Source organism: Streptomyces sp. NBC_00234 (genome assembly GCF_036195325.1).
In the GTDB taxonomy this organism is placed as follows: Bacteria; Actinomycetota; Actinomycetes; order Streptomycetales; family Streptomycetaceae; genus Streptomyces.
In genome coordinates this window covers 1,009,233-1,022,922 of sequence record NZ_CP108101.1, presented here as the reverse complement: position 1 = coordinate 1,022,922, position 13,690 = coordinate 1,009,233, and the positions used below count along the sequence as shown (strand labels likewise).

General features: G+C 70.9%; 11 protein-coding genes. 3 read left to right on the top strand and 8 right to left on the bottom strand.

Going from position 1 to position 13,690, the window contains the following annotated elements:
- Positions 1–3: 3 nt before the first annotated feature.
- Positions 4–867 (bottom strand): SDR family oxidoreductase, encoded by an 864-nt coding sequence (locus OG230_RS04215; protein ID WP_328908767.1) that lies wholly within the window; start codon positions 865–867, stop codon positions 4–6.
- Positions 868–1,113: 246 nt separating this feature from the next.
- Positions 1,114–1,518 (bottom strand): DUF5997 family protein, encoded by a 405-nt coding sequence (locus OG230_RS04210; RefSeq protein ID WP_328908766.1) that lies wholly within the window; start codon positions 1,516–1,518, stop codon positions 1,114–1,116.
- 58 nt (positions 1,519–1,576) lie between these two features.
- Here OG230_RS04210 and OG230_RS04205 point away from each other — a divergent pair, with 58 nt between their 5' ends.
- From OG230_RS04205 to OG230_RS04195, 3 genes are all read left to right on the top strand, one after another.
- Positions 1,577–2,344, top strand: a complete 768-nt coding sequence (locus OG230_RS04205; RefSeq protein ID WP_328908765.1) for a LysR substrate-binding domain-containing protein — start codon at positions 1,577–1,579, stop codon at positions 2,342–2,344.
- Positions 2,345–2,614: 270 nt separating this feature from the next.
- The gene (locus OG230_RS04200; protein ID WP_328908764.1) at positions 2,615–3,691 is read left to right on the top strand and encodes an NAD(P)H-dependent amine dehydrogenase family protein; all 1,077 of its coding nucleotides are present in this window, start codon (positions 2,615–2,617) and stop codon (positions 3,689–3,691) included.
- Positions 3,691–4,170 (top strand): carboxymuconolactone decarboxylase family protein, encoded by a 480-nt coding sequence (locus tag OG230_RS04195; RefSeq protein ID WP_328908763.1) that lies wholly within the window; start codon positions 3,691–3,693, stop codon positions 4,168–4,170. The genes OG230_RS04200 and OG230_RS04195 overlap by 1 nt, the downstream gene beginning before the upstream one ends.
- Positions 4,171–4,234: 64 nt before the next feature.
- On the opposite strand, the gene OG230_RS04190 is transcribed toward OG230_RS04195, so the two are convergent.
- The 6 genes from OG230_RS04190 to OG230_RS04165 all read right to left on the bottom strand — a co-directional run bounded on the left by OG230_RS04190 (position 4,235) and on the right by OG230_RS04165 (position 13,268).
- The gene (locus OG230_RS04190) at positions 4,235–5,878 is read right to left on the bottom strand and encodes a GMC oxidoreductase (protein ID WP_328908762.1); all 1,644 of its coding nucleotides are present in this window, start codon (positions 5,876–5,878) and stop codon (positions 4,235–4,237) included.
- Between the two features lie 150 nt (positions 5,879–6,028).
- The gene (locus tag OG230_RS04185; protein ID WP_328908761.1) at positions 6,029–6,868 is read right to left on the bottom strand and encodes a class I SAM-dependent methyltransferase; all 840 of its coding nucleotides are present in this window, start codon (positions 6,866–6,868) and stop codon (positions 6,029–6,031) included.
- A 177-nt stretch (positions 6,869–7,045) separates the two neighbouring features.
- Complete coding sequence (locus OG230_RS04180) at positions 7,046–9,868, bottom strand: NHLP bacteriocin export ABC transporter permease/ATPase subunit (protein WP_328911299.1); 2,823 nt, start codon at positions 9,866–9,868, stop codon at positions 7,046–7,048.
- 37 nt (positions 9,869–9,905) lie between these two features.
- The gene (locus tag OG230_RS04175) at positions 9,906–12,185 is read right to left on the bottom strand and encodes an NHLP family bacteriocin export ABC transporter peptidase/permease/ATPase subunit (protein ID WP_328908760.1); all 2,280 of its coding nucleotides are present in this window, start codon (positions 12,183–12,185) and stop codon (positions 9,906–9,908) included.
- On the bottom strand, positions 12,182–12,988 hold the full coding sequence (locus OG230_RS04170) for an HlyD family efflux transporter periplasmic adaptor subunit (protein ID WP_328908759.1): 807 nt from the start codon (positions 12,986–12,988) through the stop codon (positions 12,182–12,184). The genes OG230_RS04175 and OG230_RS04170 overlap by 4 nt, the downstream gene beginning before the upstream one ends.
- Positions 12,989–13,061: 73 nt before the next feature.
- Positions 13,062–13,268, bottom strand: a complete 207-nt coding sequence (locus OG230_RS04165; RefSeq protein WP_328908758.1) for a type A2 lantipeptide — start codon at positions 13,266–13,268, stop codon at positions 13,062–13,064.
- Between the last annotated feature and the right edge of the window lie 422 nt (positions 13,269–13,690).

Sequence of the window (13,690 nt, the reverse complement as noted above, 5' to 3'; positions counted from 1 at the left end):
CCTTCAGAGGTTCTGGGCCGCCGCGCGTCCGCCCGCTCCCAGCAGGCCCGTTCCGGAGAACTCCGAGCGCGTCAGTTCCTGCCGCGCGTACCGGACGACCAGACCGGGCAGAGCGGCGCGCACCACCTGTACGCCCCGCAGCCACCGGGGCACGTACACGGTGGGCGCGCGCCGCTCGACGGCGTTCACCAGGGCCTCGGCCACGTACCGGGCGGGATAGATCTTCCGGGCCGGCGGGGGCATGTGGGCGCGCAGTTCACGCAGTACGGGGTGCTGGTCCGCGTCGCGGATCATGTCCGTGTCGGTCCAGTTGAGATAGGCCGTGCCCACGCCGACGCCACGCGGGTCGAGTTCGGCGCGCAGCGAGTGGGCGAAGGACTCCACACCGGCCTTCGAGGCGCAGTAGGCGCTCATCATCGGCGCCGAGCCGATCGACGCCAGTGAGGCGATCTGGAGGTAGTAGCCCCGGGTGTCGAGCAGGTCGGGCAGGAACGAGCGCGCGGTGACCGAGCTTCCCACGAGGTTGACCTCGATCACACGGCGCCAGGTGGCCGGGTCGGAGTCGATGAAGGGGCCGCCCTCGGCCACCCCCGCACTGGCGACCACGACGGACGCCTCGCCGAGCCGGCGGCGTACCTCTTCGGCGGCCTCGGCCATCGCCGCGTCGTCGGTGACGTCCACGTACCGGGCCAGCGCCGGTGTCGGAAGCGTCGCGGCCACGGCGGCGAGCGCTTCCTCCTCCAGCCCGAGCAGGGCCACCCGGGCGCCTCGCTCGGACAGCTCTCTGGCGAGGGCCGCTCCCACACCGCGGGCGGCGCCGGTCACCACGGCGGTGCGGCCCCGCAGAACGTGCTGTCCAGCGGTCACCGGACCTCCTCGCTGACGGGCTTCGGTATGCCGCCCTTTCGGTCTGACTCCATCCGCCCATGGTTTCAGCGCTCCTGGTCACGCGCATTCCGGGCGTGCCGCCGCCTCAGGATTCCGGCGCACGGCACGCGCGCGCCGGTCCTGCCGGCCGGACGGGTCCCGGAACGCCTCGGGCCTCTCGTTCGGACCAGGCGCGAGCCCGGCATGATCCGAACGAGAGGCCCGAGGGCTCACCCAAGTGCGGGGTCAGTCGCGCGGCTCGCGGGCCTTGGCCTCGCGCTCCGCGTTCTTCTCCTTGATGCGGACGGTCTCCTTGCGGACCTCGGCCTGGGTCGCGCGCTCCTTCTGCAGCCACTCGGGGCTGTCGTCCTTGAGCGCGTCGATCTGCTCGGTGGTGAGCGCGTCGGTGATCCCGCCGCGGGCGAGGCCCGAGATGGAGATGCCCAGCTTGGCCGCGACCACGGGCCGGGGGTGCGGGCCGTTGCGACGCAGTTCCAGCAGCCACTCGGGCGGATTGGCCTGGAGCTCACTCAGCTCGGTGCGTGAGACGACACCCTCCTGGAACTCGGCGGGGGTGGCTTCGAGGTACACACCCAGCTTCTTTGCCGCTGTTGCGGGCTTCATCGTCTGGGTGCTCTGGTGCGACGTCATGGTGTCAAGAGTATCGAGCATGTGCGCTACCTCCGACCACGACCGGTAACCTGGCGGGGTGACAAGCCCGGAAGTACGCCCCTCGTTCCGGCTCGCGTACGTTCCGGGGGTGACGCCCACCAAGTGGGTGCGTATCTGGAACGAGCGGCTGCCCGACGTCCCGCTGACCCTGGTCGCGGTATCCCCCGCCGAAGCCCCCGACGCACTGCGGGGCGGTGCGGCCGACGCCGGTTTCGTCCGGCTGCCGATCGACCGGACGGACCTCAGCGCGATCCCGCTGTACACCGAGGCGACCGTCGTCGTGGTCCCGAAGGACCACCTCGTGGCAGCGGTGGAGGAGGTGTCCGCCGCGGATCTGGCCGACGAGATCGTGCTGCATCCCCTGGACGACACCCTCGACTGGGAGGGCGCCCTGCCGGGAAGGCCCGCGATCGAGCGCCCCGCCACGACGGAGGACGCGATCGAGCTGGTGGCGGCCGGGGTGGGCGTGCTCGTCGTCCCGCAGTCGCTCGCCCGTCTGTACCACCGCAAGGACCTCACCTACCGGACGGTCCTGGAGGCTCCCGAGTCCCGCATCGCCCTGTCGTGGCCGGAGGAGGAGACCACCGACCTGGTGGAGGAGTTCATCGGGATCGTCCGCGGCCGGACCGTGAACAGCACACGGGGCCGTCCCCCGACCCCGCCGCAGCCGAAGAGCAAGCGCGCCGAGACCGCGGCGGCCAAGCGGAAGCCCGCCGCCGGCAGGTCCTCGGCAGGCAAGAACCCCCGAAGCGGTTCCGCGGGCTCCAAGGGCGCCAAACGCGGCAAGCCCCGCCGGCGGTCCTAGGGAGTGTCCTAGCGCCTTTCGTTCCGGTTCGGACGGATGGGTGACGGGCTAGGGCCTGTCGTCAAACTGCCGTCTGCCGCGCGGTGTCCGGCACGCACGCTCGCGGCGTTGCCGGGATGTCCTCGTAGCTCCGCTAGCTCCGCTACGAGGACATCCTGGCGCCTTGCGATCGCACGCACCGGACACCGCACGGCCCGGCCTTCGGCCGAACGACGGCAGTTTGACGACAGGCCCTAGGAACCTGTCATGCACCGCGCTACCCTCCGCCGCATGATTTCCACGGTTGTCTGGGGTACCGGAAATGTCGGACGCGCGGCCATCCGTGCCGTCGATGCCCATCCGGCACTGGAACTGACCGACGTGCTCGTCCACGACCCCGCCAAGACCGGCCGCGACGCGGGCGATCTCGGCGGCCTCGGCCGGGACCTCGGGGTCGCGGCGACCGACGACATCGGCGCGGTACTGGCCGCGCGGCCGGGCGCCGTGGTGTACGCGGCCTCCGGTGACATCCGCCTCGACGAGGCACTCGCCGACATCTGCCGGGCGATCCGGGCGGGGGCCGTCGTCGTCACCCCGGCCGTCTACGGGCTCTACGACCCGGTGAACGCCCCGCCGGAACTCCGGGAACCGGTGCTGGCGGCCATCGCCGAGGGCGGCGGCTCACTGTTCGTCTCCGGCGTCGACCCCGGCTGGGGCAACGACGTGCTGCCGCTGCTGGCCAGCGGCCTCGGCTCCGTGGTGGACGCCGTTCGCTGCCAGGAGATCTTCGACTACTCCACGTACGAGCAGGAGGAGTCGGTCAGGGACCTCATCGGCATGGGCCGGCCGATGGACTACCAGCCGCTGATGCTCGCGCCGTCCGTCCCGACCATGGTGTGGGGCGGCCAGATACGGCTGATGGCCAGGGCCCTGGGCGTCGAGCTCGACGAGATCCGCGAGACCATGCACCGGCGTCCGCTCGACGCCACGGTGAGCACCAGGACGATGGGCGACTTCGAGGCCGGTACGCAGGGCGCGGTGCGGTTCGAGGTCCAGGGCATCGTCGGGGGCGAGCCCCGCATCGTCGTCGAGCACATCACCCGTATCCATCCGTCCTGCGCGCCGGACTGGCCGGCACCGCCCGACGGCGACGGTGCGCACCGCGTGATCATCGAAGGCCGTCCGCGGATCGAGGTCACGGTCGTGGCCGACGACGAGGGCGAGAACCGTTCCGCGGGAGGGAACGCCACCGCGGTCGGCCGGCTGGTCGGTGCCATCGACTGGCTCGTGGCCGCGGACCCCGGACTGTACGACGCGCTCGACGTCCCGCTGCGCCCCGCGGTGGGCAGGCTCGGAAGGAGACAGTGATGAACATCGACATCCCCGAGGGCAAGAACCCCATCGAGTACGTGTGGGGCGACATGGTTCCCGGCATCGGGATCGCCGCCTCGAACTTCTCCCTGGCGGTGTACGCCCACACGACGCTCGGCCTCCGCGAGTTCGAGGCCGCGCGGCTGCGGGTCGCACAGATCAACGGGTGCGCGTTCTGCCTGGACTGGCGGACCGAACGCGACGGACAGAAGGTCGAGGAGGAGTTCGCCGAGGCGGTGACGGACTGGCGTACCACCGAGGTCTTCGACGACCGGACGCGGCTGGCCGCCGAGTACGCGGAGCGGTACGCAGTGGACCACCACGGTATCGACGACGAGTTCTGGAGCAGGATGACCGCGCACTACAGCCAGTCGGAGATCGTCGAGCTCAGCATGAGCATCGGCTCCTGGCTGGCGTTCGGCCGGCTCAACCACGTGCTGGGCCTCGACACGGTGTGCGTGCTGCCCGGGCACTGATGCGGTACGGGTGGGCCGGCCGAACCCCACGGAAGGTCGTCACGCGGGGCCTTCGTACGGGTCCTCACAGATCGGTGGCGATGATCCTCTCGATGTTCCGTTCGGCGAGCGCGGTGATGGTGACGAACGGATTGACGCTCGTGTTGCCCGGGATCAGCGCGCCGTCGATGACGTACAGGCCGGAGTAGCCGCGGAGGCGGCCGTAGTTGTCGGTGGCCTTGTCCAGCACCGCGCCGCCGAGCGGGTGGTACGTGAGGTGGTCGCCCCAGATCTTGTAGAGGCCGAAGAGGTCGGTCCGGTAGATCGTCCCCTCCTTGGCGTTGATCTTGTCGAAGATCGTCTTGGCCATGTCGATGGACGGCTGCTTCCAGGCGGTCTGCCAGTCCAGGTCCACGCGGCCCGCCGCGGCGTTCCAGGTGAACCGGGCCCGGTTGGGGTTCCGGGTGATCGACAGGTAGAACGACGCGTAGGTCTCGATCCCCGTCGGCAGCGGGGCGACCTCGGCGAACGCGCCGCCCGCCGCCCAGTTGTCGATGCCGGAGCACGGGATGCTCGACTGCAGGGCGCCGGTGGGGTCCCACATGTGGTTGGCGCGCCCGCACATGACGTTGCCGTTGTCGCCCCAGCCCCTGCCGATCTCGTCGTTGAGGGCGGGCAGTGCGCCGGTGGCCTTGAGGCCGGTCAGCAGCTTGCTGGTGCCGACGCTGCCGGCCGCGAAGAACACCTTGTCCGCGGTCACCGTCTTGGTGGCCGCCGTGGCACCGGTGGTGGTGAGCTGGTCGATGACGACCGTGTAGCCGCCGCCGGGGGACGCGGTGACGGAAGTGACCTTGTGCAGCGGTGAGATGGTCACCCTGCCGGTCGCCCTGATCCGGGAGAGGTAGGTCTGCTGGAGCGACTTCTTGCCGTAGTTGTTGCCGTAGAGGATCTCACCGGCCAGGGCCGACTTGGGGACGGTTCCCGCCGCCTCCTGTTTCATGTAGTCCCAGTCGTACACGTCGGGCACGAAGACGAACGGGAACCCCGAGCGCTGGGCGTGCTTGCGGCCGACGCGGGCGTAGCGGTAGCAGTCGGCGGACTCGAACCAGGCCGGGTCGACGGTGCTGACCCCGAGGGCGGCGTTGGCTCGCGGGTAGTAGGTGCTGTACATCTCCTCGGCGTTGACCGTGGGGAGGACGGCGCCGAAGTTCTCGCGCCGGGGCGTGACGGCCATGCCGCCGTTGACCAGCGAGCCGCCCCCGACGCCGCGGCCCTGGTAGACCGTGATGCCGCTGAACTCCTCGGCGTCCAGGATTCCGGTGTAGCGGGAGACGTCCTTGTCGATGGGGAAGCCGAGGAAGTTGCTGAGGGGCTGCTTGGTCCTGGTGCGGAGCCAGAACGACCGGTGGTCGGGCGTGGTCGTGTTGGCGAAGATCTTGCCGTCCGCACCCGGGGTGTCCCAGGCCATGCCCATCTCGACCATGTGGACGGGGACACCCGCCTGCGCGAGACGCAGGGCGGCGACGGAGCCGCCGTACCCGGTGCCGATCACGAGGGCCGGTACGTGCTCCCCGGTGCCGATCACCGAGGAGGCGGCGGCGGCCCACGAGCGGGTCGCGGATAAGGGGCCGGCAAGGGCGGCGGCTCCGAGAACGGAGCCGGCTCCGGTGATCAGACGGCGGCGCGAGACACCCTTGGCGGTGCTGCCGCCGGGGCTGGGATCGCTCATTTCACGTTCCTCACTCTCGATGGAATGGGAACGAGTTCTACTGTCAGTCGCGCAATAAGTCACGACATACCGGTCGGTAATGTAGTGCGGGCGGCAGGGGGGCGCACCGAGGCCGCGGCAGGGCCCCGGCGCCACCGCCCGCCGGGTCGGTCAGCCGCGCTTGTGTGCGGTGACCAGCAGGTATTCCCAGTCCATGCCCGTCGGGCCCGCCCCGTCGGTGTGGCGCGACGCGAGGTCGTCGAGAGCGCTGTCCAGAGCGGCGACCCGTTCCGGGTCCTCCGCGATGTGCCGGTACGTCGCGATGGTCGGCCCGTAGTTGGCCTTGAAGAACTCCCTGAAGTCACCGGGCTTCCCGAACAGATCGACCCGTACGGTCCGCCGCTGCACCTCGACGTCCGTCACCCGGTCGCCGAGCAGCGCACGGACGTGGTCCTCCCGCCCCCACAGCGGCGGGGGCTGCGCCCCGGGCGGCGGCGTGGGGGCGTACGGCTTCATCGCGGCGAACATCTGGCCGATGAACCCTTCCGGGGTCCAGTTGAGCAGGCCGATCGTGCCGCCGGGACGGCAGACACGGACCAGCTCGTCGGCCCCTGCCTGGTGATGCGGGGCGAACATGATGCCCACGCACGACATCACGGTGTCGAACGCGTCGTCGTCGAAGGGCAGCGCCTCCGCGTCCCCCACCCTCCACTCCAGCCCGACACCGCGCACGGCCGCCAGTTCCTGCCCGGCCGCCAGCAGTTCGGGCGTCAGGTCGCACGCCACGACCTCCGCGCCGGCCAGGGCCGCGGGGATGGCGGCGTTGCCCGATCCGGCCGCGACGTCCAGGACGCGCTCGCCGCTCCGTACACCGCAGGCCCGGACCAGGTCCGGGCCGAGGTCCGGGATCAGCCGGGCGGCCACCACGGGGTAGTCCCCCAGGGCCCACATCTTCCGGTGTCTGGTCTTGAGTGCCCGGTCGGCCTCGACGGGATCGGTTGCTTCGGTCATGACGGCTCTCCTCGGGGGGTGCTTCCCATGGCCGCCCGGCAGGCTTCCGTCACCCCCGACCGGAACTCTCCGCACGCGCCCTGCCACCGAGCGTAGGAGCGGGTGCGGATCCGTGCCCCGCGCCGGACCAGGACGCCCCCATTCGGCCGGGAGATTCGGCCCGGACGGACCGGGCCCCTACTGCATCTGGCGCCGCACCAACTCGTGCAGCCGTCCGCCCGGGTCCGCGAGCAGCTCGGCGGGCGGACCCTGCTGTACGACGCGGCCCTCCGACATGACGATCACCCGGTCGGCGTCCAGCACCGTGGAGAGCCGGTGTGCGATCACGACCCGGGTCGCCCGCAGCGCCCGGGTGCTCTCGATCACGATGCGCTGGGTCTCGTTGTCCAGGGCGCTGGTGGCCTCGTCGAAGAACAGGATGCGGGGACGGCGCACGAGCGCCTGGGCGATCATCAGCCGCTGCCGCTGACCACCGGAGATCGCGCCGCCGCCGGAGATCATGGTGTGCAGCCCCATCGGCATCCGCTTGATGTCCTCGGCGAGACCCGCCAGCGCGGCGGCCTCCCAGACCTCCTCCTCGGTGAACACCTCGGAGCCGCAGACGCACTCCAGGATCGATCCCGTGAACGGCTGGGCATTCTGCAGCACGACCCCGCACTGGCGGCGTACGGCCGCCTGGTCGAGCGCCGCCAGGTCCTGACCGTCGTACAGGACACTCCCCGTGGCGGGCCGGTCGAAGCCTATGAGCAGCCGCAGCAGCGTCGACTTCCCGCAGCCGCTGGGCCCCACCACCGCCACGAACTCGCCGGCCCCCACCGTCAGCGACACCTCGTCCAGCACCGCCGGACCGTCGTCGGCGTACCGGAAGGAGACCCCTCTGACCTCGATCGCCCCGGACAACGGCCCCGGCTGGGTGCTCGCACCGCGCACCTCGGGTGCCGCGTCGAGCAGGGGCTTGATCTGCTCGAACATCGGCAGCGCCGCCGCAGCCGAGACGAACGCCCCGGTGAGCTGGGTGACCGAGGCCAGCAGCATCGTCACGGAGGTGTTGAACGTCAGGAAGGCACTCGCCGACAGCGACCCCCGGGCAGGCCCCGCCAGCAGGACGAACATGGCCAGTGAACACAGCGGCAGATAGGTCGCGTCGAGGACCGTCGTCAGATTCTTGATCCGGCCGGCCCGCTGCTGGAGCTCACGGCTGCGGGCGAACTCCCGGGCCCAGGAGGCGTACGCGAAGCTCTCCGCCCCGGCCACACGCAGTTTGGGCAGCCCGCGCAGCGTCTGGAACGCCTGGTTGTTGAGTTTGTTGCCGAGCTCCACCAGACTGCGCTGCCACCGCAGCTCCCACATCCCCATGGTGAGGAACACCGCGGAGATCACGATCAGCATCCCGATCGCGGCCAGCGCCAGCGGCGCACTGAACCAGAACAGCAGGAATAGGTTCATCGCGCCGACCGTGCCCGCCTGGAGGGCGACGGGCCCGACACCCGACAGGACGCGCCGGATCGCACTGACACCCATCGCCGCGCTCGCCAGCTCCCCGGTGGACCGCTCGGCGAAGAACGAGGTCGGCAGCCGCAGCAGCCGGTCCCACACCGCCGGTTGGAGGGTGCTCTCGATGCGGCCCTCCATCCGCAGGACCGTGAGGTTCTGCAGCAGCATGAAGGCGGCCGAGACCACCCCGGCGATGATCACGGCCAGTGAGACCTGCGCGATGAGGCCGGTCTCGGCGTTGGGCACATGGACACCCAGGATCTGCCCCGTCGCGACCGGGACCAGCGCGCCGAGCCCGACCGTCACCGGCCCGGCCAGCGCCAGGCTGCGCAGATCGGCCCCCGTACCGCGCAGACCGAAACGCAGCAGCCGCCACTTGCTCAACGGCCTTTCGGGCAGGGGGCGGTAGAACATGACGGCGCGCTGCTCGAAGTCACCGGCATGCCTGCTGTCGACACGGGTCCTGCGGCCGGTCACCGGATTGACCGCCTCGTAGCGGCCCCGGCGCCACAGCAGGGCGACCGGGGTGCCCGTGGCGGACCGGTGGCCCACCAGCGGGCCGGCGTTCTCCCGCCACCAGCGGCCGGTGAGCCGGACCGCGCGGGTCCGGACCCGCGAGTGGACCGCGACCCGCTCGACCGGGTCCGTCCGGTCGTTCACTACGTCACCCGGCGGGGGCTGCGCGAGCGTGATGCCGGCCGCACCCGCGACCAGCCGGCAGGCCGCGTACGTGGCGTCGTCACCGGCTCCCGCGGCAGGGGCCGCGGCCCTCCCGCTACGGCCTATGGAGGTGAGCAGAGCCCGGTCGGCCTCGTCCCGTACGGCTTCGCCCGCCTTGATGCCGGCCGCCGCCCGGTCCTCGTGCGCACGCTCCAGCCGCTCGATCCAGCGGTCCAGCGCGGACAGCAACCGGTACTGCCGGTTGACCATGCCCTGCCACAGCTCGCCGTCGACGAGCAGATCACCGGCCGCCTCCGCGCTGAACGCGGCGCCGTACTGCACACTGCCCGGCGAGACCGGGAGCCACAGCACGTCGTCGTCGGCCGGCGTCTCGTCGAGAGCGGTCCGGCCGTCCAGCGGGGCTTCGAACAGGACGCGCTGACCGCGACCCACCCCGAGGGAGAAGGCGTGCTCCAGCAGACTCAGCGTGCCGTCCCCGGTGTCGTACCGGCTGAGGTACTGGCCCTCGTGGGTACCGGGGTGCGGATACTCGGGCCGGTACAGCTCCCGCAGCGCGATCCGGCGCAGCACGCAGCCCTGGAGCGGCCTGCCGATCAGGGTGTGCTGCGGCCCCTCGACCGGTCCCAGGAGCAGCGTCCCAGGTTCCAGCCGGCCCAGGAAATGCCAGTGACCCTGCTCCACCGTGTCGACCGCGAACAGGTCCAGCGCGCCGCCGAGGACGAGCCACAGCACCTGCGGCCCCTCCAGGGAGAGGCTGCGCAGACCGGTGCACTCGATCTGCCGGCCGAGGCCGCCCAGCGCGCCGATGACCGCGTCGTGCCCCATGGCTCCGGGGTCCGCGACCGGGTGTACGGATACCACCTCAGTGCTCCTTGACCAGCTGGGCGTACGGTCCCGCCGCGGCGACCAGTTCCTCGTGCCGTCCGCGCTCCACCACGCGGCCGTGGTCCAGCACCACGATCTCGTCGCTGTCGCGGACGGTGCTGAGCCGGTGCGCGATCACCACGCAGGCGCAGCCCCGTCGCCGCAGCGCGTCGATGACGAGCTGCTCGGTCTCGGCGTCCAGGGCGCTGGTGACCTCGTCGAGCACCAGGACGCTCGGCCGGCGCACCAGCGCCCGGGCGATCTCCAGACGCTGCCGCTGACCGCCGGAGAAGTTGCGCCCGTCCTGCTCCACGCGGCCGTGGATGCCGCCCGGCCGGCGGGCGACGACCTCGTACAGCGCCGCGTCCTGGAGGGCCGCGACGACGGCCTCGTCCGGGACCGAGGGGTCCCACAGGGCCACGTTGTCCCGGACCGTTCCCTCGAAGAGGAAGACGTCCTGGTCGACGAAGGAGACCGAGGCGGCCAGCGCACTGCGGGGAATGTCCTCCAGGCGCTGTCCGTCGATGCGGATCGTGCCCTCCCACGGGCTGTACAGCCCCGAAATCAGCCGGGACACCGTGGACTTGCCGCTGCCGGACCCGCCGACCAGCGCCACCTGCTGCCCCGGTCCGACGGACAGCGAGAAGCCGGTCAGCAGCGGCTTGTCGAGCGGGCTGTAGCCGAAGGTGATCTCGTCCAGCGTCACATGTCCCTTCAGCCTGCGCGTGCTCGACGAGGTCTCCTCCCGGGAGTAGAGCGGATCCACCGGGAAGTTCTCCACATCCTTCAGCCGCGCCACGTCGGCCGCGAAGTCCTGGATGCGCCCCGCCACCCCGTTGAGCCGGGTGACCGGGGCGGTGAACCGGGTCACCAGGGACTGGAAGGCGACCAGCAGCCCGATCGAGACGGCGCCCTCGACCGCGCGCAGCCCGCCGATCCAGAGGATCAGCGCGCTGTTGAACGTGGCCAGAGCGGGAGCGACGATGCCCAGCCACGCACTCGGCACACCGAGGCGCTGCTGCTCGTCGAGCGTCGTCGCGTGCTGCCCGGCCCAGCGGCGGAAGTATCCGTCCTCGCCCCCGGTGGCCTTCATCGTCTCGATCAACTGCAGGCCGGTGTACGAGGTGTTGGTGAGCCGGGCGCTGTCGGCCCGCAGCTTCTGGGTACCGGTGGCCCGCAGACGTACGACGACGCGCATCGCGACGACGTTGAGGAGGGCGAGGCCCACACCGATGACGGTCAGCTGCGGATCGTACGTCCAGAGCAGGAGGGCGTAGAGGAGGACGACGATCCCGTCCACACCCGCAGCTGTGAGATCCCGGGCGAGGGTCTCGGCCACCGCGTCGTTGGACTGGAGACGCTGGACGAGGTCCGCGGGGCTGCGCTGGGAGAAGAAGGTGACCGGCAGCCTGAGCAGATGCCGGAAGAACCGGGCGCTGCCGAGCGTGGAGGAGATGATGCGCCCGCGCAGCAGATTCGCCTGCTGCAGCCAGGTCAGGACGACGGTGAGCGCCACCATGGTGCCCATCGCCGTGAACAGCACGCCCAGCAGGGAGCGCTGATCACCGATCAGGAACATGTCGATGTACGTACGGCTGAGCGCCGGAAGCGTCGCTCCGACGGCCACGAGCAGGATGCTGGCGAGCAGCGCGGCCAGCATCGTGCCGGAGGTGCCGCGCAGCCGGGCCGGCAACGCCCCCATGATGCCGGGCTTCCTGCCGCCGCGCCGGAATCCGTCGTCGGGTTCGAGGACCAGGACGATGCCGGTGAAGCTGGTGTCGAAGTCCTCCGTGGTGACGAACCGACGGCCCTTGTCCGGGTCGTTGATGTGCACCCCGCGCCGTCCGAGCCGGCGTCCCATGCCGTCGTACACGACGTAGTGGTTGAACTCCCAGAACAGGATGGCCGGGGCCCGGACCTCCGCGAGGGCGGCCGGTTCCATCTGCATCCCCTTGGCCCGCAGCCCGTAACTGCGCGCCGCTTTCAGTACGTTGCTGGCGCGTGAGCCGTCGCGCGAGACGCCGCAGGCGATCCGCAGCTCCTCCAGGGGGACATGCCTGCCGTAGTGCGCGAGGACCATGGCCAGGGAGGCGGCGCCGCATTCCAGGGCTTCCATCTGGAGGACGGTCGGGCTGCGGACGGTCTTCGGCTTCGGCCCCTTCGGCGCCGACCGGGCACGTGAACGGCCCCTGTCGCCGGGCGCCTTGCCGGGACGGTGCCGGCCGCGGCCGGGCGGCGGGAGCTGCTGTGTCGAGGGGGAGGCGTGCGGGGCGGTCAAGGGAGCAGCCAATCGATCGGGCGCTGGTCGGCCAGGTGGACGACGCCCGTGGCCGGGGTCATGGAGCCGATCGCGTACGGGGGGCCCTGGTGCGACGACCACCGGTAGCCGGACTTCGTCGCGGGCGACCGTTCGAGCTTCACGAGGACCGCCACCGGCCTGCCGTGCAGCGAGAACTGCTCGCCGAGCTGGTCGTCACCGAGGGAACGGGCTATCTGCCGGCTGGTCAGCGAGACCCTGCCGACGGCCGTCACCCGGCCGCGCAGCACTCCGAACTGCTGGGCGGGCACGCCCTGGACGGTGAGATCGACCGAGGCACCCACGGGTACGGCCTGGCCGCTGTCGCCCGGTACGTACAGGACCGCCATCAGGGGATCGTCGGCGCCGTCGATCCGCTCCACGCTCGCCACGTCCGCTCCGGTGGCGACCACGGCTCCGATCGTGGCGGAGAGAGCGGTCAGCCGGCCCGCGGCGATCGTGCGTACGACCCGGTCCCCTTGCTCCGTACGGACCTTGAGCAGGGGTGAACCGGCGGGGAGAGTCCGGCCCTCCTCGGCGAGTACGTCGGTGATCTGGCCCGCGACGGGGCTCTGGAGCACGTAACTGCCCTGCGCGTACGTGAGGATGCCGGGCGCGCTCCGGGTGGAGGAGACGGTGCCCGTCGTGGCCCAGAAGCAGGCCGCGGCCATGACGGCCAGGGTGACACCCAGGACGAGCCGGCCCTGCGGACGGGCGAAACGCACCGGGAGGTCGAGCTCCTCCGGCGACTGGAGCTTGGAAAGGGCCTGTTGGCGGAAGCGCACGGAACTCTTCCCTCACCTGTCGCTTTCGGCGATGAGCCCCGGAACCGAAGGGTTCCGGGGCGCACGCACAGTCTCAGAGACCGGAGACGAGACCGGTGGCCAGACCGCTGACGGCACCGGTGTTCACACCGGTGACCGAACCGACGATGCCGGAGACCGGGGCGATCGAGTCGGCCGTGGCGGTGACGTTGCCGAGCACGCCGCCCACGAGGCCGCCGGAGACGTTGTCGAGGTCGGCGTCGGAAATCTCGGCGGTCTCGACCTGGGGGGTGAAGTTCATGATGAGCGCTGCCCTTCGTGTGGAATTCGTGCCTTGTCGAGAACCGCTTTTCGCGGCTCCCGCATGGGTCAGGATCAAAGCACGAGGGCGCCGGGCACAGCCAATCGAAAGGCGTCTGATCTGGGGTTCTTCCCTCCATCACCTAGCTTTGCGTGCAGGCGTGTTCATGTTTTGGGGGCAGGTCCTCCATGAGCTTCACCAATTGAATTCCCTTTGGTCGGAAGTCCTTTTGCTTGAAGTCGGACACTTCCGCACCAAAGACGCTGCGCACTGGTCCGGGCCTGTGGCCGCGGGTGGAAGGCCGTGACCGGACTGCGCATTCGGTGTGCAGGTTCCGCCGGGCCCGGCTCGTGGCTCCGCCAGGTCACGCCACCGGACCGGCCGGGCAAGGCGTTCCCGCGCCGCGCGGGAACGGCCGAGGG

Coding starts and splice junctions, on each gene's coding strand:
- OG230_RS04185 (WP_328908761.1), bottom strand. CDS start 6,868: ATGACCGAAGCAACCGATCCCGTCGAGGCCGACCGGGCACTCAAGACC.
- OG230_RS04180 (WP_328911299.1), bottom strand. CDS start 9,868: ATGGGGCACGACGCGGTCATCGGCGCGCTGGGCGGCCTCGGCCGGCAG.
- OG230_RS04195 (WP_328908763.1), top strand. CDS start 3,691: ATGAACATCGACATCCCCGAGGGCAAGAACCCCATCGAGTACGTGTGG.
- OG230_RS04165 (WP_328908758.1), bottom strand. CDS start 13,268: ATGAACTTCACCCCCCAGGTCGAGACCGCCGAGATTTCCGACGCCGAC.
- OG230_RS04210 (WP_328908766.1), bottom strand. CDS start 1,518: ATGACGTCGCACCAGAGCACCCAGACGATGAAGCCCGCAACAGCGGCA.
- OG230_RS04190 (WP_328908762.1), bottom strand. CDS start 5,878: ATGAGCGATCCCAGCCCCGGCGGCAGCACCGCCAAGGGTGTCTCGCGC.
- OG230_RS04200 (WP_328908764.1), top strand. CDS start 2,615: ATGATTTCCACGGTTGTCTGGGGTACCGGAAATGTCGGACGCGCGGCC.